Source organism: Bdellovibrio sp. HCB288, from assembly GCF_047305935.1.
In the GTDB taxonomy this organism is placed as follows: Bacteria; Bdellovibrionota; Bdellovibrionia; order Bdellovibrionales; family Bdellovibrionaceae; genus Bdellovibrio.
On the sequence record NZ_CP178619.1, the window covers coordinates 3,599,905 to 3,622,110 of the forward strand.

A 22,206-nucleotide genomic window follows, 5' to 3' on the forward strand; every position below is an offset into this window, starting at 1 on the left:
CCGCTTAACACATCCCAATTCACCGGTCCTTCCCGCAAGCAATTAGGGCCATTCCCGATATTACAATCAACCCCATTTGCGAGGTTCTTTTCAGAGCCGCGGCAGCCCCTATTTGACCCATTGACGCCCAGTCCAATTTGGATTACAGATTTGCCACAAATAGAACGGGTGCATAGTGCCCCAAGCGGTGAAATAAAATGAATTCCGTCCAAGACGTGAGCCTTCCAAAATTGATGCTGAAATCAGCCCGATTTTTACTCCTTTCATCGCTTATCGCGTTCTTTGGTGTATTCGCGAACGCGCAAACAAACTCTTTCGTGGCTTTGTGCTATCACGATGTGAACAACGGCTTTATCGGCAACTCCTTCAGTATTCGCACCAAAGACCTTGTCGAACAGTTCGAATATCTTAAAGCGCACTACAACGTCATCAGCCTGCAGGATGTTCGCGATGCCAACCAAGGCAAAAAGAATCTTCCACCCAAAGCAGTTCTGATCACTGTCGACGATGGCTTGAGCTCTTTCCATGACAACGTATATCCATTGCTGAAAACTTATAAGTTCCCGGCGGTCTTCGCAGTCGTTGGCAAATGGACCGAAGAAGGCGCGGCCCCTGACTACGGCTTCAAGGATTCAAATCCTAAAATGAGCACCTGGAAGCAGCTTAAGGAAATGATGAAATCCGGTTTGGTAGAGGTGGTTTCGCACTCCTACAACCTTCATCAGGGACAGATTTTCAACCCGCAGGGCAACCAGGCTGCCATGGCCAGCTACTTCAAATTCGATTTCACCACCAGGATCTATCAGTCCGAGGAAGAGTTTTCGAGCATCATCCTGAACGACATCCAAAAGAACAACGAGGTTCTTAAAAAGCACCTGGGCAAAGACAACACCGTCATGGTTTGGCCTTATGGCAAATACAATGAACTTTCCAGCCAGGCTGCGAAAGCCGCAGGCATCACGACACAAATGAGTCTTCGTCCAGGCCTTAACTATGCAAGCGACATTTCCCAAATTGGCCGTGGCCTGGTACTGGCCAACATGGACATCTCGAAATTTGCGACAGCCTTGGAACACGCCTTCGTCGACAAAGCCCCGCTGCGCATGATTCGTGTTGATTTGGACAGTCTTTGGAAGAAAACCGAAGGCGAAACAGAAAAAGGCCTTGGGGATCTTCTGGAAGACACCATCGCTTTGGGACCCAACGCCGCCATGATTCAAGCGGTGTCTGATTCCGGCGATGCTTACTTTATAACGACTCACCTTAAAGTTCGCGGCGACTACTTGAGCCGGGCCGCTCACACCATAAAGAACCGCGCGCAGGTTCTGTACACCTATGCTCACCTGCCACGCTCATTCATCAAAGACACGGAAGCAGCCAAAGGCGCGATCCGCGATCTTGCTAAATACACGGATTTCGACGGAATCTTTTTTGAAGTGTCTGCAAAGGACGAGCTGAAGACGATTCCTTTCGCCGCTTTGATTGACGCCGCACGATCCATCCGCCCACAACTGCAATTTGGTCTGATCGGTCAAAAAAATGTGGATCCGGCGATGTTTGATTTCGCATTGATCACTCCGCAACAACTTGAAAAAGACCAGTCCCTGCCTGGCAATCCGGCAAAATTGATTGTGGCTCTGCCGAAGGACTACAAGCACGACGCCTCTCACCTGATTGCTCAGGGATATTTGAATTTGTTTTTTGATGTGAACTTTAAAGGGTACACACCGGACGAGGATTTCAAGAACTTGTTCTCGGTCCTGCCAACAATTCCCCAACATCCACGCGGAGAGGCGAAATGATTTTATCATATCTGCCCGCCATTTTTAAATTCCTGTTCCTGACAACCCCGTTTGTGCTGCCGTTGATTTGGATCATGGGAGCTTTGGTTTTTTACTTTAAGCGTGAAAGCAAACGTCAGACTTTGACGGAGTTTTCAGAACAGCGCTACACGGTTTTGATTCCTTGCTATAACGAGGAAAAAACCGCCGAGGCCACCATCCGCTCTTTGGATATTTTGCCAGTGGATCAATGCGAAATCATCGCCATCAACGATGGCAGCCGTGACAAAACACAGGCCGTATTGGAAAAACTGGCAATCACACGTCCCAATATGCGTGTCATCAATCTGGTGCAAAACCGCGGTAAAGCGGCTGCACTGACTTTAGGTGCTATGGCCAGCCGTTGTGAATTCATTCTTTGCCTGGACGCTGATTCTGAACTTGAGGCGAACGCCCCAAGAATCATGATGGAGCATTTCGCCAATCCCGACGTGGCCGGTGTCACAGGCAATCCACGTGTTAAAAACCGCGGCACCCTGGTAGGCCGTCTACAGGTTGGGGAGTTTTCTGCGTTGGTCGGCATGATCAAACGTTATCACCAATCCTTAGGACGCCTATTTGCCTTGTCGGGTGTTTTGGTGATGTTCCGTAAATCTGCTGTTGAAAGCGTTGGTTATTGGGATACAGACACCGTGACTGAAGACGTGGGTATCAGCTGGAAACTGCAAACTTCAGGTTGGGCTTTGAAATATGAACCCAAAGCCAAGTGTGACGTTCTTATGCCAGACACCTTGAAAGGACTTTGGAAGCAACGCCTGCGTTGGGCTCAAGGTGGATTCGAGGTCATGTTGAAGCACGGTCGTTCCGTTCTGAACGGTCGCGACACCGGTCTTCGTTTGATTCTTCTGGAATACGTATTTTCAGTCCTGTGGGCTTTCATGTTGCCGGTGACAATTGCTTTCGCAATCTTCGGCACCAATCTTCATGAATTGAATTTAAGCTACGCCATTCTTTTAACCGGGATCATGAGCTTCCTCCAGTTCGTGGTGGGAATGTTCCTGCATGGTCGTTACGAGCGCGATTCAAGACTTGGTTTCGTGGCGATCTGGTATCCGTTTGCTTATTGGATGATTAATAGTTTTGTGTTATTCGTGGCAATCCCGAAAGTTCTATTTGGCCCCAAACGCCAATTCAGCTCTTGGGTGAGTCCTGACCGCGGTGGAGTTACTTATGCGAAAAATAATTGAAACAACCAGCACCCTGGCTTTGTGGGTGGTTTTCATTGTCGGCAGCAGTTTGGCGATTTTTGATTTTTTCTTTAATAAAGAAGAGGCTCAAAACATCCTCAGTCACCTGACTTTGATTTCGTTGTCTCCGCTATTCGCGGTTTGCATCTACGTCGGCATGTTGATCGTGGTTCGTTTTTCCAACTACAAACCGATTAAGAAAAACATCTCTTGCGAACACGCAGTGAATTGGTCAGAAGCAGCTTTTGCCTTGGCGCAATCTGGAAAAGTAGTTGATTTACACTTCCCGGCGGCTGGCTTGAACTGCCATGTTGTGGCTCGTAATGAAGTGGCAACTGTTCTGCATTCTGAAAATCAAACGGTGCACGTGACCGTGGTCCCACAAAAATCAGAAGAGCCGGCGTTGGCTCTTCTTTCCCAAGGATTCTAATTCCTTCGATCAAGCCCGACCGGATACCGAGTCGGGCTTAAATGACTGGTTAATCTTTTTTTGCTTTTATCAAAGATCCATCTTTCGCACTCACCAGGTACTCCATTTTTTTACCACCTTCGAAGCCTTCAACTTCATAAATCCACCCATGCGTGAAGGACTTTTTGAAGGACCAGTCTCCGCTGGCTTTTTTGCCTGCGACATTCAGGGATTTAACAACCTCTTCCAGGCTCTTTCTTCCTTCACCTGGCACCAGGGCATCACCAGTTTCCGCGGCATCCCCAGAGGCTTCATCGATCGTCCCGTCCCGATTGAAATCCACCTCCATCAGTGTGTTCCTGGCAGTTGTCAGTTTATATTCGTGACCATCCTGCTGAACGATATTCCCTTGGGGGACAATCTTCGTCAGACTCTCACGCATTTGTTTATCGGTGGCTGATTTCGCCTGGGCTGATAACCCCACAAGAATTAAAAACGACATTAGGACTATATTTAATTTTTCCATTCGATTTCCTTATTTATGAAAGTAAATACTTAAACTGATGTCACGGCCGCCTTATGAATCAAAGCCTCCGCCGCCAATTCATCCCAAAAAGATTTTGGAATTCTTTGGCCATGTATGGACTTATGATCTTCAATAATTTGCTTCCCGCTACGAGCCCCGACCAGTACTGCTGTAACGATTGGATGGGCCATACTAAACTGTAACGCCGCCGTCCTTAGATCCACCTTATGCTTCTTTGCAATCGCCCGCATTTTTTCGCGCTTATCTGCCATTGCCACTGGCGCCGATTTACCGGAGTAATTCCAACGATCATTCCCGGCCAGGTAACCACAGTTCAAGGGTGAACCCACGACCACTCTGACGTTGCTCTTTTCCAAAGCAGGAAAGGTTTTCTCCAATGCTTCATCGTGGTCTAACAAAGAATACTGGGTCGCCATAAGACAGATATCCGGTTCGCTGATCGAAAGCGAGCGCAAAGCAGCATCAGGGCGGTTGATACCAAAGCCCCATGCTTTAATCAGGCCTTCCTTTTTCATTTTGGCAAGTTCAGGGATCGCGCCTTTGGCCGCTTCATTGTAGTAGTGCTCAAACTTGCCCGCGATCTCCATATTGTCTGGTGAAAGATCGTGAATGAAAACTATATCTATCTTTGCCAAGCCCATACGCTGCAGACTGGATTCAACTGATTTGCGTGCTCCGGCAGCTGTGTAGTCATATTCTGATTTTGCATAATAGCGACCTTTCCAAATACCCAGTCTTGCGGAATCTGGATGTGCCGGCACCAGTTGCCGACCCACTTTGGTGGATAAGATAAAGTCCTGATCATTCTTTGTACTGAGGAAATTCCCCATGCGCCGTTCACTAACACCAAAACCATACCTTGGCGAGGTATCGAAATAGCGAACCCCGAGATCCCAGGCGGCCTGCATCGTCTGCCATGTCTCCTCCGGATTTGTGGGGATCCATGCTCCAGCTAAAGGCACACCACCCAAACCAAGTACTTTTCCCAGATCATTTTCTTTGAACTGAATTTTCCCACCTTGGGATTTGATCTCTCCACCCGCTTTATTCGGCAATGAAGAAGCTGCGGCCAATAAAGCACCACTTGCCATCAGCTTCATAAAATCACGTCGTTCTTGCATGATGAACACCCCTTATGAAAAGACTGGTTGATCGATATTATCACCGTGACTTCAAGTTGAGTCGAACAAATATACTTTTTGCTCAACAACAAAAAACCGTTGGGGTCCAGTGGCATACTTTGAAGTTGGAACTAGTCTGATTGCGACTTTAAAATATCCGTTCTGATTGATTCAACCCAGGAGACGCTATGAAAGTAAATTCCGCACTCGATCTTGTCCTTGAACGCACTCTTGATATTTCACCTGAAGAAGTTTGGCGTGGCTGGACAACTCCCGAACTTATTTGCAAATGGTTCTGCCCTGAACCCTGGAAAGTGACGGATGCGGAAGTGAATCTGCGACCTGGAGGAATTTTTAAAACCGTGATGCAATCCCCAGAAGGAGAGAAGTTTCCCAACGCGGGTTGCTTTTTGGAAGTGATTCCGAACAAAAAACTCACATGGACGGATTGCCTTCTGCCCGATTTCAGACCCATTAAGGAAATTGAATCCGGCGCAAACCTGCATTTCACAGCGACGATTTTACTGGAGCCTGCTGGCTCCGGAAAAACCAAGTATACGGCCATTGCCATGCATCGGGATGAAGCAGATCGCAAAAAACATGAGGACATGGGATTTCATCAGGGCTGGGGCATCTGTGCTGATCAGCTGGAAAAGCTGATGAAGAGTCTTCGTTAGTTTTCATCACCCCACTGAGCCATGGTTTCCAAAACGGCTCCCAGACTTTTACCTTTGGGTGTGAGTGAATACTCCACCCTTGGGGGAATTTGATCAAAGACATGTCGTTTGATGACCTTGTCTTCTTCTAACTCACGAAGCTGCAATGTTAACACTCGGGCGGAGGGACCGCCTGACAAACGTTGAAGTTCATTGAATCTTTTTTGACCGCTGAGCAAGTTATACAGAATCATCGGTTTCCACTTTCCACCAATGACCTGCATGGTTTTGGTGACCGGACAAAATGGTGCCTTTTTGTTTTTTCCCATTTTTGTAACCATCTGTAACCTCTCATCTTATTTCAATTCTTTACAGTAACAAAATAGTGCGTACTTACATAAAGTTACTGATGGGATTAGTATACCATTAGTTCTTATTATTAACCTAAAAGATCGGAGAAATTATGATCGCAGTAACAGGGGCCACAGGACATTTGGGTGCATTGGCAATTACAGAGCTGCTGGACAAAGGAACGAAAGCGAATCAGATAGTCGCTGTCGTACGAAATAAAGGCAAAGCTCAGAATCTTGTTTCAAAAGGAATCGATGTTCGCGAAGCAGAATATGGAAATGCAGAATCATTAGCCAAGGCCTTCCAAGGCGTTGAAAAATTATTGTTCATTTCCGGAAGTGAGGTCGGCCAAAGAACTCCCCAACACACGAATATCATGAAAGCCGCCCAAACTGCTGGTGTTAAATTCATCGCCTACACCAGTATTTTAAATGCTGATGGGAGCCACTTGCTATTAGCGAAAGAACATCAATTCACAGAAAAGATGATTAAAGATTCCGGCATCCCCTATGCTTTTTTAAGAAACGGCTGGTATATCGAAAACTATACAGAACAACTTGATGGGGCCCTTAAAAATGGAGCGGTCGTCGGAAGCGCTGGTGAAGGTAAATTCAGTCCCGCCACCCGTTCAGACTACGCCGCCGCTGCCGTCAAGGTAATCACTGAAAAGGCCACTGGAAAAACGGTATACGAACTTGGCGGCGATAGCACGACCATGCAGGAATACGTGGCTCAAGTTTCAAAACTGAGCGGCAAGAAAATCGAGTACAAGAATATGCCCGCTGGCGAATATACCAAGCTGCTGATGAGTTTTGGTTTGCCACCGCAATTCGCTGAAGCACTGGCTGATTCTGATGTGGGAATTTCAAAAGGCGAGCTCTTCACAAAAAGTGATGACTTAAAAAAACTACTTGGCCGCCCTTTAACGTCACTGGAATCAGCAATCAAGAAAGCTCTTTAAAATAAAAAACCCCAGCCTCATCAGCTGGGGTTTTTCTATTTTGAACCACAAAACTAAGAGCGGTCAAAATGGTTCGGATGCAAGGCGGAGGGTTATCCCCGCAGCGCAGGCGGGCAAAATGCCCGTCGGAGCGAGGAGATAGCCCGACAACGAAGTCAGCCGGGTCATTTTCACCGCTCGACTATAGACCCAAAACGTAAGAGAAGATCAACGGTGCTACGATTGTAGCGTCTGACTCAACGATATACGAAGGAGTCGTTGGAGCTAGTTTACCCCAAGTGATTTTCTCGTTCGGGATCGCACCAGAGTACGAACCGTAGGAAGTTGTAGAATCGGAAATTTGCGCGAAGTAGCTCCACAATGGAATGTCTTCGTGACCCAAGTCTTGTTCCAACATTGGAACTACGCAAATTGGGAAGTCACCAGCGATACCACCACCGATTTGGAAGAAGCCTACTGGAGCTTTTCTTGAAGCTGACATGTACCACTCAGCCCAAGTTTTCATGTATTCGATACCACCTTTAACAGTAGTCGATTTTTTGATGTCACCTTTGATGATGTGACCAGTGAAGATGTTACCCAAAGTAGAGTCTTCCCAACCTGGAACAACCATTGGAAGATTTTTTTCAGCAGCAGCCAACAACCAAGAATTTTTTGGATCGATTTGGAAGTACTGATTCAATTTCCCGGAAAGAAGGATTTTATACATGAACTCATGTGGGAAGTAAGACTCACCTTTTTGGTCAGCATCTTGCCAGTATTCAAGCACTACGTTTTCAATACGACGGATTGCTTCCTCTTCAGGGATGCAAGTGTCAGTTACGCGGTTCAAATGTTTTTCCAAAAGTTTTTGCTCGTCAGCCGGAGTCAAATCACGGTAGTTCGGGATGCGCACGTAGTGATCGTGAGCTACCAAGTTGAATACGTCTTCTTCAAGGTTTGCACCTGTACAAGAGATCGCATGAACTTTACCTTGGCGGATCATTTCAGCCAAAGAAAGACCCAACTCTGCTGTAGACATTGCACCAGCAAGTGTCACAAGCATTTGGCCTTTGTTATCGATGTGTTTTTTATAACCAACAGCTGCGTCTTTAAGTGCCGCGGCGTTGAAATGACGATAGTGATGTTCGATAAACTTAGAAATCGGTCCCATTACATGCTCCTGTTATGCGAAGAGGCGCAAAAGTAGCATGTTTAAGCAAAAACTCAAGCAGAGAATGGCTTTTGTGCAAGAACAGCCTTACTGAAAAATCCTGTGTCTTTTCGTAGGTCTGAAAAGCCCACGGCCTGCAGCAAATCCTCCATGGGATGCAGACTGTAGTTCTTGTAAAAGGGCTCGTGAAAGTCCTTAGGAAATTGCTCTAAGGCCCAATCAAGGTCCTTGGCCTCTTCCTTTTGCAGAGAGTCGACAAAACCGAAGTAACCACCAGGTTTTAAGACGCGCTTGCCCTCTAAAACCGCCCCATCCCGAACATCCGCTGGCAGCTCGTGGAAAAGGAAACAGGAATAGACGAAGTCAAAATGTGCATCTTTAAAAGGCAGTTCTTCCGCCGCCCCTTGAACAAAATCCAGCCCGCGAAAGTTTAACAGGTTCTTGCGCGCTTGCTTTAGGTAAGGCTCGCTTAAATCCAGAACGGTGATGTGCGCTTTCGGGAAAGCGAGCTTCATAAATCGGGTTAATCGCCCCGTTCCAGCGCCCACTTCCAAAAACCTAAGGCCTGCACCCTCGTTCAGAAAAACATCCTTGGCGAGGGGGATGATCAATCGGCGCATGGCATCCGCAGCCCCGGCAAACAGAATTTCCACCTGATGTTCGTAAAGTTCAGCAGATTTTTCAGTCAGGTAACCGCCACTTTGATAATGAAAATTGCGCTGGTAGTACTCTGGTACATTTGTTAGGTACTCGCGCGCCTCTTGATTGAATTCCTTGGCTTCGTGCTCGTGGCGGCGCCGGGAAATATGCAGGCCATCGATTAAAATTTTAGGATAACGAAGGGCGTGCTTGGCCAGATTTTCCGGATACAGAACTTCCAGCGGATAAAGACCTTTATCGATATTGTCGGTGTCTTTTTTTAAAAGATTGTATAAGGCCGTATAGGATTTCTTGATATTTTTAAGCTCCAGCGAGGGGCGATCTTTCATCGACCGGGTCACTAAAGCTTCAAGCAAAGGCAAAGTGAATTGTTGCGCGGTAAAGTGCGCCGAGCGGGCTAAGGAATAGCCCAGTTTGAGCTTATTTTTGAGATGCTTCCGTTGCATTGGTCACCTTCTTTTGTTGTGCCCAATTTCTAAATGTTAAACCCAGCAATACCAGGCCCGCAACGATCACAAGTCCTACCATGGTAAACCACATTGCTACGATCATGCTTTTGCTCCTTCTGCTTCAGCTTCCGCGCCTGCCGGCGCTACAGCACTGCCCGCTGCCGTGGACGCGCGAACTTCGTTTACGATGTGTGATGCCATCACCAGACCAAAAGCCCCTGTGATGTAACTTGCAGAACCGTAAATCATATTGCGATTGTCACAACCGTGGAAATCATTGGTCTTAGGGCACACACATTTAAAGCCCATACCCTTATCGTAAGTCAACTCTTCCGGCATCATCACGGGTTCATCAGAGAACACGCAAGGAATGCCGAATTCTTTTTCTGGGAAATCGTACTTTTGACGAAGAATTTTACGCAGCTGATGCGCCAACGGACATGTGTGAGTTATCCCCAGGTCTTTTTTCTGAATACGCAGTGGATCCATTTTAGCAGCAGAACCCGCGGAAGTGATCACGTGAATGTTTTCCTTCACACACGTCGCCAACAAGTGGGCTTTCGCCGTCAAGTTGTCGATGGCGTCGATCAAGAAATCCGGTTTGATCGCCAACATGCGATCCGATTTTTCAGCATTATAGAATTCAGGAATAACTGTGACTTTCATCTGCGGATTGATTTTGCGCAGACGCTCGCCCATGACTTCGGCTTTTTTCTTACCGACCATGCCTTGGATAGCGTGCAATTGACGATTCGTGTTGGTGATACAAACTTCGTCGAAATCGACAACAGTGATGTGACCTACACCTGACCGCGCCAAAGATTCCGCCGCCCAGGAACCTACTCCCCCAATGCCCACCACCATTACATGGGTGTTCATCAGTTTTTTCATCGTGGCATCGCCCACCAAACGGCCCATGCGATCAAAGCGACGGTGCAGAACGTATTCTGTTTCCGGCGGTTGCTGCGGGTTTTGATTTTGAGTCGGTGCTATCGGCGCTTGAGTGTCAGTAGTATCCATTTATCCTGCCCCTTAAAGGGATCAATGCACGCTGTCTTTCGGACCCTGGAAAATCGTGTCGGTCGAGCCAAAAAGACGGTGAAAGTTCCCCGTAGTGATATCTAATATTTCCACAGGATCAAGGGATTTTAGCTTCCCTATAGTCTTTGCCACCTCCCAAATGGATTCAGGTGGATTTAGACGTCCTTGGTAGGCCGGAGGGCCTTGATCAGGGCTGTCACTTTCGATCAATAAAAACTCCAACGGGATTTCACGTACGGCTTGATGCAGCTTTTGGTTGTCTTCGCGACACACCGGGCCCCCGACAGAAAGGTGCAACCCTCTTTTCAGGAAATCCTGTGCTTTGCCCCAGCTTCCATTGAAGGAGTGCACCATGCCTTTTTGCGGAGGCAGCCCAAACAGGTCCATGATCGTAAGAGAAGCTTCGTGTGCCTGCACCAGATGCAAAACCAAAGGGCGACTGGCAATGTGACTTAGTTCCAACTGTTCCTCGAATGCAGTGATTTGCCGCTCTTGAGAATCCTTCATGATGTGAGGGCGAAAATCCAATCCGACCTCCCCCAACCCCATGGCCTCAGGCAGTTCCTGGGCAAGAAGGTTTATTGCAACCTCCAGCTCCTCGTCGCTGTGGTCCGCCACCCAATACGGGTGCACGCCATAGCAAAGACCAATGTGATGCGGGAACTGCGCCTTAAGCCTTCTTTGGCGTTCCCAGTCCTCAGGGCCCACGCCACCTTGCATGAAAAAGTGGATGCCCCGGGCTTGGGCTGCTTCGATGATCTCTGCCTGCTGGCCGTCCCAGCGTTGATCTGCCAAATGTCCGTGAGCATCGATCCATCTTCCAAAAGCCACCATGTTTGCCCCCACTTCAGGTCTGTATCCAGGCCTGTATTCTACAGGCCTATAGACTGGCATGAATTCAGGACTCGAACAACCCCCGTCTTGCTCCGATAAATGTGATTGCGAAGGAGTATTTTTCTATGAAGCACAAAGGATTGCGTTTGGGTTTTGACGTTTCAATGGCTAAGGGCGCAACCCTGAAGCCCGTTAAAGTTCATTTCTGGAATGATGAAGCTGGTTTTCAAAAGTTTAAACCCCACGCACCGTTCAAATATATGAGTGATGCCCTGGTGGGCCTGTCACTTGTCAAATTGAACTCCTACATCAAGTCCCCACTGGCGACTAAAAACATGGATTATCCCTTCGCGATGGATGCCTGGAACACATTGGATCCTCATGTCGAGATCTATGGTCGCTCCCAAGGCCGTGTTCGCTCCCTGCAATCCCAATTGCCTGTGCTGGATCCGAAACTTTGTGCTTTGTTTGAAGAACACTTCAACGAAACATTTGAAGTTGCGATGACTCCGCAAGGCGTTGATCTGACCGCTTTGGGTCCTTTGCTTGAAACTTTCTCGTGGTTTGAAAACAAAATGGAAGCGCCTTTGCTTTACAATTTCGGTTTGAATTTTTCCAAGCCGTTTATGGATAAGCTGCACACGCTTTACTCTTTCCTTTATAACCTGCGCAGCCTTGTAGCGATCGATCACAACGCCCACGTTCAAGATGCTTCCCACGAAGCCGTGAAAGTGGATGCAGTGACAGATTATCTGCCGCGCGTGGAATACGTTGTGAATGATGCGCTTTTGTACTGGAACTTCAAACGTTTCTCTGAACCATTCACAGGCCGTGGTGCACCAGATCCGCGTGTGGAAAAATTGTTTGCTCACCCAATGGAAAAAGCATTCCAAAAGTATTCGCACAATGCTTGCCACCTGGTGAACAATCTGCCGAAATCTTTTATCACTTCCATGAATCCGGTGGAGCTGGAAGAGGCTTTCTATCTGGTGCAAATTGACTGGCTTTTGGGCTCCCCTGCTGGATTGTTGTTCAAAATCCGCGAAGAGATTTTTGCTTTGCAAAATGGCTATGAAAAAATCTTCTGGAAAGATGTTGAGCCGAAACACCACAACAAACCAGTGGCATTACACCTAAGCTGTGAAGTGACTGAAGAGTTGGTTCATGGTGTGAAGGCTGCTTAGTTGTTCACGTAAATACAGAATAAAAAAAGGGAGCCAAGGCTCCCTTTTTTTATCGAGTACCGGAGATCTGAGCAAGTATCCAATTATAAAATCATTTCTAAACACTATCGCAAAATAGCTCGGGTTATATGCTTACTCAGCTGCACTCAAAAGTGAGCGCTACAAGTTTCATTACAGAATCAAAATTGCGTGACTCAAGTTGAGACAGCACTCTCAAGAAAACTCGGATTAATCCGATGAAACAGATATGAACACTCTGGAACGTCTTGCGCAATACCTGAAAGCACTTGTATTTCACGTCGCCTTCACGACGGTGTGTCTGTTTGGTTTTGCGGGTTGCAGTCTGGATCTAGCCATCTCCTCATTGACTTCCTCAGCCAGCGTAAAAATCATCATTAATACCGACACCGTGTCCAATCAGTCCGTTATCCCCGTGTCGTTGATCTTTTCAGAACCTGTAACGGGTATTACTCAATCCTCTATATCAGTAGACAATGGTACGATTTCCAATTTCACGGGCTCAGGTATCAAATACGATTTTGATGTCACTGCCACAAACGACGGTCCGGTATCCATTAATTTCCCTGATCAAAGCGTGACCTTGGAAAAAAAATCACAGAATACCCCTGTTGCCGCTGAACAAGTGGTGGTCGTGGTCGACACTGTTCGTCCCACTGTGAATATCACAAGCTCCCAACCGTCTCCGACAAATGTGGCAGCCCATGTCCTGGACATTACCTTCAGCGAACCGGTGGAAGGTTTGGACTTAAGCAGCTTTACTCTTGTCGGCGGTGGCGCAGTTGCGACATCTCTTACAGGAAGTGGTGCTCAATACCAGCTAACGGTGCTGCCTGCGGTTTCCGCAAACATCACAGTGACATTACCGCAAGGCTCTACGCACGATGCCGCTGGTAATACTAGTTTCGCCTCGAACGCCATGATCTGGGTTTATGATGTGAACACTCCGCTGCCAACACTATCTTCTGTTGCAGCTTCCACAAATAATTTAGCGTCGATCCCTGTGACGATTGACTTCGGAACTGTGTCCGTCTTTGGCCTGGCACTTGGTGATTTCACAGTAACCAACGGCACCGTGAGCGGACTTGCAGGTTCAGGAAGTTCTTACACCTTAAATCTTATTCCAAGTTCTGATGGACCGGTTTCACTTCAGCTTCCTTCGGCACGAGTTCAAAACGCATTGGGCTCAGATAATTTGGCGTCCAACACCTTGTCATTTAATAGTGACCGCACGGCACCGACATTGGCAGTCGGAGCACCTTCTCCAACATCTGGCAACAAAGACACCAGCTTCGAATATATCGTTACCTATAGCAATGCCTCTGCAATCAGTTTGGCGGCTGGTGATATCAGCTTCAATGGAACCTCCACGACAGGATGCTCTGCGAGTATTAGCGGCACGGGTACAACTTCTCGCACTGTGACGGTGACGGGTTGTACTGGTGATGGCACTTTTAGAATCGCCGTTGCTGCTGGAACTGCGACGGATGTTGCAGGAAATTCTGCGGCAGCAATCAACAACGCCACCTATGCCACAATAGATAACACCGGACCTGCTCTGGTACTTTCCGCGGGATCTCCGACGGTTGGAAACAGCTCTCAAACTTTCACCTGGACTGTCACCTATACGGGTGCAAATGCAGTCAGCCTTGTCAGTGGTGATATCTCTTTGAGTGGTACCGCGACGGCAGGTTGCTCCACTTCAGTGAGCGGCAGCGGGACTGGCAGCAGAGTGATTTCCGTCAGTGGCTGTACCGGCAATGGCAGTCTTGCAGTTTCTGTGGCAGCAAATACAGCAACAGATACAATTGGAAATCAAGCCTTGGGAGTAGGTCCTTCTGCTTCCGTGACGGTGGATAATACTGCGCCAACACTTGCGATCTCAAGTCCCTCGCCTTCTGCTGGAAACTCCAGCGCGAGTTACGTTTGGACTGTCACTTATACGAATGCTGATAGCGTCACTTTAGGTGCAGCCGACATCACTTTAAATGGCACCGCTACTGCTGGCTGTTTGAAAAGCGTTACAGGTACGGGCACGACGACTCGCACGGTGACGATCAGTGGTTGTACAAATGATGGTACATTGGGGATTTCAGTAGCTGCGGGATCGGCACAAGACACAGCTGGCAATAGTTCTGCAGCGGCGGGTCCTTCGACAACGGCCACTATCAATAACACGAGCTTATTGGCTAGCCTTTCTTCGCCGACGGCAACCAACACGAATGCGACCAGCATTTCCGTGACGTTGACAACAACGGCTAGCACCACAGACTTGACTGCGGCTGATTTGACTTTAGTTAATGCGACAGTCAGTGGCTTTACGGGTTCAGGAACTTCGTATTCGTTTAATCTGATTCCCCAAGGCGATGGGACCACAAGTGTTTCGATTGGTGCAGGTCAATTTCACGATTCATTCTCGAATGCCAATGATGCTTCAAGTACCCTAAGCTTTTCCGTAGATACCGTTGCTCCAACTTTAAGTCTTACGGGTCCAACGCCTGCTCTTGGCACCAGTGCTACGAGCTTTGTTTGGACAGCCACATATTCAGGCGCGAACTCTGTCAGTTTAGCAAACTCTGACATCACTTTGACCGGGACAACCGCAGGTTGCAGCGCTGCTGTAACTGGCAGTGGTTCAACCACTCGTACGATCACTGTTTCTGGATGTTCAGGAACAGGAACCGTCGGTCTTCAAGTGGCAGCAAATTCTGCTTCGGATTTAGCGGGTAACCAGGCAATTGCACAAACTGCCGGCACGTCTGCGACGGTGGACAATACGGCTCCGACTTTGGCTTTCTCCTCCCCTTCTCCGACAATTGGTGGAAGCTCGGCCACTTTCGTTTGGACTATTACTTATACAGGCGCTTCGTCTGTCACTTTAGCAAATACAGACATTTCCCTGACGGGAACTGCAACAACGGATTGCTCTGCCGTGGTTGCTGGCACAGGAACCACCACACGCACAGTCAGTGTAAGTGGTTGTTCTGCCGCGAACGGTACCGTCAATATTTCAGTGGCTGCGAACAGCGCCGTGGACGCTGCAGGAAATTCAGCAGCGGCAGGTTCCGCAGGCACGGCCGCTACCGTGGATAACAGTGCACCAACATTAAGCTTCTCTTCACCATCACCTAGCACAGGTAACAGCTCCACTTCATTTGTTTGGACGATTACTTACTCTGGTGCCGCGACAGTTTCACTAGCTAATTCTGATATCTCGTTGGGCGGCACTGCGACCGCAGGTTGCTCTGCCGTGGTGTCTGGTTCAGGCACGACAACCAGAACGGTGACTGTAAGCGGTTGTTCTGGCGACGGAACTGTTAATATTTCAGTGGCAGCAAATTCCGCACAAAGTGCAACCAGTGTTGCCAGTGCGGCAACGGGTCCCTCTTCCAGTGCTACTTTGGACAATACACCTCCGGGATTGGCTATCAACGGGCCGACGCCGGCTTTGGGTTACAGTGCGACAAGTTTTGTCTGGACTGTGGATATGACGAATGCGGCTTCCGTGAGTCTAAGCTCGGTCACTTTAACAGGGACCACCGCTGGTTGTTCGACTTCAATTACAGGTTCCGGACTATCACAGCGTACTGTGACGGTATCTGGTTGTACGGGTACAGGCACCGTGGGCTTTACAGTAGCTGCAGGAGCGGCTGAAGATTCTGTCGGAAATCAAACGGCATCGACGGCGTCAAGTACGGCAACACTTAATAACACGGCTCCGACAATCAGTATTGCGGCAGCAACACCGGCGGCAGGAAATTCGTCATCAACATTTGAATGGACAGTGACCTATACTGGTGCAAGCACCATCGTGTTGGACAATTCCTTCATTACTCTTGCGGGTGCGAGTGCCGGTTGCAGTGTTAACACAACCTCATTAAATTCCACTCAATATAAAGTCACCGTATCCGGTTGTACTGGTGACGGCTCTCTTTACTTTGATATCGCAGCAAACTCTGCGGCGAATGTGGCTGGAGTTCAAGCTGCCTCTGCAAGCGGTTCAACTAGAACCGTCACAGTGGATAACACCAAGCCCACCTTGTCTTTGTCTGCTCCGTCACCAACTTCAGGCTCTCCTTCAACTACATATGTTTGGACCGTCACCTACTCTGGTGCGAGCACCATTACATTAGCAGCAACCGACATCACTTTTGGTGGAACGACAACAGGCTGTAGCGCTGTGATTGCAGGTACGGGTTCAGTAACGCGAACTGTGAGTGTTTCGGGATGCTCTACTGCGGGAACACTTAACATCACTGTTGCTGCGAATACAGCCACCGATTCGGTTGGAAATTCAGCGAATGCCTCGTCCACATCCAGCGATGCAACTTTGGCTACAGCCCCTGCACCGACAATCTCTATTGGTAATTTAAGGTACTACAATGGAACTTCATCCGTCGCGACGGGAAGTGTGGCAGCTCAATTTAGTAGCGAATTAACGATTTCGGGTGCCACTGAGGTGACTTTAAACCCTTCTGACATCACCTTAACGGGCACGGGAACCGCCGGATGTTCTGTATCTATTGCCAGCGGCGCCACCCCCCTAACATCAGCTTATGTCGATATTACCAACTGCACAGCAGCCAGCGGCACATTATCCTTTACCATCGCCGCAGGTGCAGCAAATAACAGCGGTACGAACTCTGCCGCGGTCACGGCAGGAACTAGTGTCACAGTTTCAAATCCAGTCACGGTGGGCTGGACAAATCCTGCTGCAGTCACTCAAAAAGGAACCTCTTCGAACTCCCAGCCTTTCGCGGTTTCTTTAAACCAAGCCCTGGCTTATGATGTGACTTTAAAAGTTCAACCGATTTCTCTTTTCACGACGGCAGCTTCGGGCACAGATTATACTTTAGGTGCAAGCACCATCACAATTCCGGCCGGCGCAACGACGGCCTCTTTGCCGGCAACTTACGCAGGTAACAACACGCCTGGTAGTTCAAAAATAATTCAACTGGCTATTACTGATGTCACGGCAACGGGGGCGGCTCCGGGAGTAAGTACGCAAGTAGCTCGCCGCCTGGTTTTTGACCAAACGTCAAATTTAAAATTTTCTTCAATTAGCTCGAATACCAGTACGACTTGTGGAATTCTAAGTGATAAATCTATGAAGTGCTGGGGACAAAATCAAAGCGGACAAGTGGGTGATGGTACATCCACTCAGCGCTCAACTCCAACAACAGTGTCGGGCGGAATTTCCTGGGCCCAAGTGTCAGCAAGTCAAAGCTGGGTCTGTGCCATTAGTGATGCTTCTGCCTCGCCAGCCAATGCCCTTTATTGCTGGGGATCGAACTCACCTTCATTGGGTAAATCAGGCTCCACTAGCTCAAACATCCCACTGCTTATTGATGGCAGCAATACCTACCAACAGGTTTCAATTGGTTCAAGACATGGCTGTGCGATTCGCACCGATGGAACTCTTCTTTGCTGGGGACTGAACTCGAGCGGGCAAGTTGGTGACGGAAGTACGACTGCAGTTTCAGACATGAAAGTTATCGATGCTGCAAATAAATACCAGGACATCTCCCTTGGCACACTTCATACCTGCGGTGTTACAACTGCAAATCTGCTGCGCTGCTGGGGAGAGAATGGTGATTATCAAGTGGGCGACAATAGCACTACAGATAGAACCTTACCCGTTTCACTTCTATCTACGACAGCTTTCAGCAAAGCTGCAGCTGGAGCGAGCCATTCTTGCGCCATTACCACGACCGGGCAGCTGTACTGTTGGGGGAATAATAACTATGGCGCAGCAGGAAGTACATCCCCAAGCACCTTGAAGAGATTTCCATATCAGATGGATAATGGCGTGGTTTACACGTCCGTCACCGCAGGATTTCAATATACGTGCGGTATTACTTCCACGAATGTTTTAAAATGTTGGGGTAATGGTGCATTTGGGATGTTGCCTTTGGGACGCCTACGCCCTGCCCTTAACGCCGCGACCTCCGGTGCCCCCATCGTCATCGACTCAGGAGTCAGTTACGCGCAAGCGTCGGTTTCCTTCACTGGATTAACAAGTCCAAGTATTATTACAGGTATCTCGGCCTGCGCGTTGACCACAGATGGTATGTTAAAATGTTGGGGTTCAAATCAATACGGACAGTTGGCAAATGGTGCCAACAGCTACCCTAGCACTCCGGTGACTATTGATGAAGGCGCGACCTATAATTCAATTACTGGAAACAGCTACGTTTCTAACTTTGCACCTGCCAATTGCGGCATTACAAGCGCCAACAAGTTGAAATGTTGGGGACATAATGAATCCGGAACTTTGGGTGATGGCGGATTTAGTTCGCAACCTTATCCGCGATTTATCGACAGCGCCAATAATTACTCAAAAATCAGCGTAGGAACCAAATCCACTTGCGCCATTCGTACCGATGGAAAACTTTACTGTTGGGGCACGGGATATCTGGGTAACGGGTCCTCCTCAACGCAAAACTCTCCGCAAGCGATTGACTCTTCAAGCACATATTCAGACGTTTCCGTCGGAGATGGCCACACTTGTGGACTTACCGGAACGACAATCAAATGCTGGGGTTTAAATACCCTCTATCAAATCAACGGCACGGGTACGACTTATTCCTCACCGACTGCGGTGGCTGGCACTTGGTCTTTCGTAAAAGTGAGCGGATATACAACCTGCGCAATTGATACTTCCAATAAACTATTTTGCTGGGGACTCGAACCAGTTTCAAATAACTACGTCACATCACAAACAGCCATCGACGCATCTGAGTCCTATAGCAAAGTTGCAGTGGGTAGTGATATCGTCTGTGGAATTACAACTTCCGGCGCATTGAAATGTTGGGGCGCCGGAAGCAATGGCCGATTAGGACAAGGTTCGACCACGACGAATCGAGTGCCAACGGTCACAGACACTGGTGTTTCCTATTCTAAAATATTCATCATTGGCAGCAGAACGTGTGGCCTTACGACCGGCAATGTTTTGAAATGCTGGGGTTCGTGGAATGGATCAAATGTTCTGACTCCGACTGGAATGGATGGCACTGATACTTATATAGACGTCGGTCTGAGCACTTACAATCTCTGCGCCATCTCTGCGACGACCAATACCGTGAAATGCTGGGGTCAAGAGTTCTACGGTGAAAATGGTCTCGGTCAGCAAACTGCTTACCCATCTGTGATTGTTCCGAACTAAATTTACCCGCTAGGTTTCAAAATAAAAAAACCTGGTTAAAACCGGGTTTTTTTAAACTGCGGCTTTTTTCTTTTGCTGCATTTTTTCGCGAATCTTCTTAACTACGAAGTAGACCAGCAATAGGGCGATGATCCCGAACACCACCAGTTTGAACTGGCGGAGTTTGTTCAGGATCGGCTCTCCGAAATGGGCCAGCAAATAAATCTGCGTAGGAACACTGATCGCAGCTGCAAGACCGTCAATCACCAGGAATTTCCACACCGGAAAATGCAACATCCCACAGGCCAAGTGCCCCGGGAAACGAATGCCTGGAGTGAAACGAAAGATACCGCAAGCGTAAGCACCGTACTTGTGAGTCCACTCCTCCACACGTTTCATCAGGTGTGGTGGGAACATTCTATGAACGCGGGGATGATATAAAAGTTTGCGCCCGAATACTTTGCCTATCGTATATATGAGAACGTCACTTAAGAAGACCGCGAGGAATGCCACGAAGGCGGCGGTATGAACGTTCACAACAGGAGCGCCAGGATAAGGCGGAGGGAAATGGTCAGGATGCGCGCCCATGAAAGCCAGGATGCCCACACTGATCAGGGTGACCTCTTCTGGAAGAGGCAAGCCAAACGCAGAAAGCAACATCATACCCACCAAACCGGCATAGACCATGTATGGTTGATAGGCGAACTGTGCTAGCCACTGAAATATCGGCTCGTTTGCAAATTCCAAAAGCAAATCTCCTAGGTTCCCTACTATGCAGGCATCCGCCCCACTTGAACACCCACGTCACGCTGTGCTATGTTCACTTTCCGCAATAAGGATCAGTATGCAGAGCGAAAGAGGATTTGGATACGGCGTAAAACACATTATCAGCCCGATATCCGGGCCGGTGCGTGATGTTTTATTAAGCATTCTACAGCTCTCTTCGGATGAAATTGAATTTCTAATTCACCTTGGTGCAGTTTATCTCAACCATGGTCGCATTCAAGAAAACGTAACGGTATCATCGGGTGATTATTTAAGAGTGCATACCAAGCCGCGAAGATTCCCAAAAGGTAATGTCGACTTCACAAAATGTATTATTTTTGAGAGTGAACATTTCGTGGTTGTTAACAAACCTTCTGGAATCCCTGTTCATGGCAGCGTTGATAACATTCGCGAAAACCTGCAATCCTACATGGAAGAAGCTGTGGGCGTAAAACTTTACGTCACTCACCGCCTGGATGTTCCAACGAATGGTTTGATTGTCTATGCGAAAACAGTGGAGTTTCAAACGGCATTCAATAAACTTCTGATCGCGCGTGAAATTAAAAAAATCTATCGCGCAAAGATCGAAGGCGATGCTCCTGCGGCAAAAATATTGAAGCATTATATGGAGCCTTCACCCCGCGCACCGAAAACAGTCAGCCACGAGCCGAAGGAAAAATGGCAGGAATGTGTGCTGGAAATTTTAGAAGTTAAGAAGATGGATTCCTGTACAGAATTAAGAATTCATCTGCACACGGGACGCACTCATCAAATTCGTGCACAGTTGGGTTATGAAAAATCCCCGGTCATCGGCGATCACGCCTATGGGGCAGAAAAAAGATGGAGCGAGGAAAGAATCGAACTCACCGCCTGCGAGTTGGAATTCTCGAATCCCCTCACAGGCGAAAATCATTATTTTAAGATCTAGAGAACGTAGATGTTCGTCATTAAGCTGTATTGCGTGTTTTGCGGCTGCCAGAACTGAACGTCTTCGCCGCGACTGCCACTGGTAAGCATAGTGTCGTTACCCATCCCCAGCGTGAATGAAAATCCACGGGCAGGCTTGATCCAAAACCCTACGCGAGAGCGGAAAGTTGTCGTATGATTTGCTTCAAGCTGTTCAACTGTAGAAGCATGATACCAGCTTTCGTCGAAGCCCACACTTGTAGAAACCTGAAACACTTCGTTCAAGCTCCACTCAAGCTGTACATAGTGCTCCAAACCAAATTGTTTGTTTGTTCTGCGTGGGTCAGAGAAAAACATTCCATCATCACGGTAACCGATTTGATCATTAAGGCTGGCTGTTTGGCTCTGCCAATAAAAATCAGGTTTTGCAACGTATGCAATCGACCAAGAGTGCGCAAACTGCCAGTCTGCATAGCCCTCTAAACGAAGTTTTGTAATCGTTCCGGAGTTCTGAGAATTCTTACTTGTTGGCAAATACAACTTCACTTTACCGGAATAGTCGATCGGACCAAAGTAGCCCAAATCATAATTGGAATAAACGAAGTGCACATCATTCAATGAAAAATTCGAAGTAACTGTATCACCGTAAGCATTTTGCCCAGAGGTGTTGTAGTTAAAAGGCAAATTCAAAGCGACTCTTTCGTCAGCGTTCAATTTATAGCGAATACCGAAATAGTCATAGCTTTCGACCGAGCGTGTACCTGACTCAGTTTTACCAGGCTTCATATTGGACTGCGAAGCCACGGAGAAAAACGTCAATGACCAGTCATTGGTTCTTCCGCTTACTGATGTCGCAGAAACGAAGTCATCACCATCCAACACTGCGGCAAATGCAGATGTGGAAACGAACAAACCTGCGAGCAATAAACCGGTCGCTTTTTTTAACATTTTTCACTCCTAATTACGGAAGCTTACGAGT

Annotated in this window: 18 protein-coding genes; 8 read left to right on the forward strand and 10 right to left on the reverse strand. The window is 48.0% G+C overall.

All coding sequences use genetic code 11. The features are described 5' to 3' along the window. The first annotated feature begins 197 nt into the window (after positions 1 to 197). Genes pgaB through ACLVWR_RS17605 form a run of 3 tightly spaced genes read left to right on the forward strand, consistent with a single transcriptional unit; the run spans position 198 to position 3,458 of the window. Positions 198 to 1,802, forward strand: a complete 1,605-nt coding sequence (gene pgaB / locus ACLVWR_RS17595; protein WP_413581896.1) for a poly-beta-1,6-N-acetyl-D-glucosamine N-deacetylase PgaB — start codon at positions 198 to 200, stop codon at positions 1,800 to 1,802. Continuing rightward, entirely contained in the window at positions 1,799 to 3,028 is a 1,230-nt protein-coding gene (pgaC, locus tag ACLVWR_RS17600) for a poly-beta-1,6-N-acetyl-D-glucosamine synthase (protein WP_413581897.1), read from the forward strand. Before pgaB ends, pgaC begins: the two co-directional genes overlap by 4 nt. Further along, positions 3,012 to 3,458: a hypothetical protein gene (locus ACLVWR_RS17605; protein WP_413581898.1), complete on the forward strand. Its 447-nt coding sequence runs from the start codon at positions 3,012 to 3,014 to the stop codon at positions 3,456 to 3,458. The genes pgaC and ACLVWR_RS17605 overlap by 17 nt, the downstream gene beginning before the upstream one ends. A gap of 49 nt (positions 3,459 to 3,507) precedes the next feature. Here ACLVWR_RS17605 and ACLVWR_RS17610 read toward each other — a convergent pair whose 3' ends face one another. Next, positions 3,508 to 3,963 (reverse strand): hypothetical protein, encoded by a 456-nt coding sequence (locus ACLVWR_RS17610; protein ID WP_413581899.1) that lies wholly within the window; start codon positions 3,961 to 3,963, stop codon positions 3,508 to 3,510. Positions 3,964 to 3,992: 29 nt separating this feature from the next. After that, positions 3,993 to 5,105: an aldo/keto reductase gene (locus ACLVWR_RS17615; protein WP_413581900.1), complete on the reverse strand. Its 1,113-nt coding sequence runs from the start codon at positions 5,103 to 5,105 to the stop codon at positions 3,993 to 3,995. A gap of 188 nt (positions 5,106 to 5,293) precedes the next feature. On the opposite strand from ACLVWR_RS17615, the gene ACLVWR_RS17620 reads away from it, so the two are divergent. After that, entirely contained in the window at positions 5,294 to 5,782 is a 489-nt protein-coding gene (locus tag ACLVWR_RS17620) for an SRPBCC family protein (RefSeq protein ID WP_413581901.1), read from the forward strand. Here the strand turns inward: ACLVWR_RS17620 and ACLVWR_RS17625 are convergent. Then, positions 5,779 to 6,102: a winged helix-turn-helix transcriptional regulator gene (locus ACLVWR_RS17625; protein WP_413581902.1), complete on the reverse strand. Its 324-nt coding sequence runs from the start codon at positions 6,100 to 6,102 to the stop codon at positions 5,779 to 5,781. The genes ACLVWR_RS17620 and ACLVWR_RS17625 overlap by 4 nt on opposite strands. 122 nt (positions 6,103 to 6,224) lie before the next feature. Here ACLVWR_RS17625 and ACLVWR_RS17630 point away from each other — a divergent pair, with 122 nt between their 5' ends. Then, positions 6,225 to 7,073: an SDR family oxidoreductase gene (locus ACLVWR_RS17630; RefSeq protein ID WP_413581903.1), complete on the forward strand. Its 849-nt coding sequence runs from the start codon at positions 6,225 to 6,227 to the stop codon at positions 7,071 to 7,073. Positions 7,074 to 7,254: 181 nt separating this feature from the next. On the opposite strand, the gene ACLVWR_RS17635 is transcribed toward ACLVWR_RS17630, so the two are convergent. From ACLVWR_RS17635 to ACLVWR_RS17655, 5 genes are read right to left on the reverse strand one after another with little or no spacing between them, the layout of a single operon-like run. Continuing rightward, positions 7,255 to 8,226 (reverse strand): deoxyhypusine synthase family protein, encoded by a 972-nt coding sequence (locus ACLVWR_RS17635; protein ID WP_340596991.1) that lies wholly within the window; start codon positions 8,224 to 8,226, stop codon positions 7,255 to 7,257. 53 nt (positions 8,227 to 8,279) lie between these two features. Beyond that, on the reverse strand, positions 8,280 to 9,332 hold the full coding sequence (locus ACLVWR_RS17640; RefSeq protein ID WP_413581904.1) for a class I SAM-dependent methyltransferase: 1,053 nt from the start codon (positions 9,330 to 9,332) through the stop codon (positions 8,280 to 8,282). Then, complete coding sequence (locus tag ACLVWR_RS17645) at positions 9,307 to 9,438, reverse strand: hypothetical protein (protein WP_340596989.1); 132 nt, start codon at positions 9,436 to 9,438, stop codon at positions 9,307 to 9,309. The genes ACLVWR_RS17640 and ACLVWR_RS17645 overlap by 26 nt, the downstream gene beginning before the upstream one ends. Next, positions 9,435 to 10,355 carry a ThiF family adenylyltransferase gene (locus ACLVWR_RS17650; protein ID WP_413581905.1) on the reverse strand — a complete coding sequence of 307 codons (921 nt, stop codon included), beginning with the start codon at positions 10,353 to 10,355 and terminating at the stop codon, positions 9,435 to 9,437. The genes ACLVWR_RS17645 and ACLVWR_RS17650 overlap by 4 nt, the downstream gene beginning before the upstream one ends. A 21-nt stretch (positions 10,356 to 10,376) precedes the next feature. Continuing rightward, positions 10,377 to 11,210: a TatD family hydrolase gene (locus tag ACLVWR_RS17655; RefSeq protein ID WP_413581906.1), complete on the reverse strand. Its 834-nt coding sequence runs from the start codon at positions 11,208 to 11,210 to the stop codon at positions 10,377 to 10,379. A gap of 125 nt (positions 11,211 to 11,335) precedes the next feature. Between ACLVWR_RS17655 and ACLVWR_RS17660 the strand changes: the two genes are divergently transcribed. Both ACLVWR_RS17660 and ACLVWR_RS17665 read left to right on the forward strand, forming a co-directional pair. Beyond that, the gene (locus ACLVWR_RS17660; RefSeq protein ID WP_413581907.1) at positions 11,336 to 12,394 is read left to right on the forward strand and encodes a hypothetical protein; all 1,059 of its coding nucleotides are present in this window, start codon (positions 11,336 to 11,338) and stop codon (positions 12,392 to 12,394) included. Positions 12,395 to 12,641: 247 nt separating this feature from the next. Continuing rightward, positions 12,642 to 19,577 (forward strand): Ig-like domain-containing protein, encoded by a 6,936-nt coding sequence (locus ACLVWR_RS17665; RefSeq protein ID WP_413581908.1) that lies wholly within the window; start codon positions 12,642 to 12,644, stop codon positions 19,575 to 19,577. 51 nt (positions 19,578 to 19,628) lie between these two features. Here ACLVWR_RS17665 and ACLVWR_RS17670 read toward each other — a convergent pair whose 3' ends face one another. Then, the gene (locus ACLVWR_RS17670) at positions 19,629 to 20,303 is read right to left on the reverse strand and encodes a DedA family protein (protein ID WP_340596984.1); all 675 of its coding nucleotides are present in this window, start codon (positions 20,301 to 20,303) and stop codon (positions 19,629 to 19,631) included. Positions 20,304 to 20,400: 97 nt separating this feature from the next. On the opposite strand from ACLVWR_RS17670, the gene ACLVWR_RS17675 reads away from it, so the two are divergent. Continuing rightward, positions 20,401 to 21,249 (forward strand): RluA family pseudouridine synthase, encoded by an 849-nt coding sequence (locus ACLVWR_RS17675; RefSeq protein WP_413581909.1) that lies wholly within the window; start codon positions 20,401 to 20,403, stop codon positions 21,247 to 21,249. Here ACLVWR_RS17675 and ACLVWR_RS17680 read toward each other — a convergent pair. After that, positions 21,246 to 22,175, reverse strand: a complete 930-nt coding sequence (locus tag ACLVWR_RS17680; protein ID WP_413581910.1) for a hypothetical protein — start codon at positions 22,173 to 22,175, stop codon at positions 21,246 to 21,248. The two genes, ACLVWR_RS17675 and ACLVWR_RS17680, sit on opposite strands and share 4 nt — an antisense overlap. Between the last annotated feature and the right edge of the window lie 31 nt (positions 22,176 to 22,206).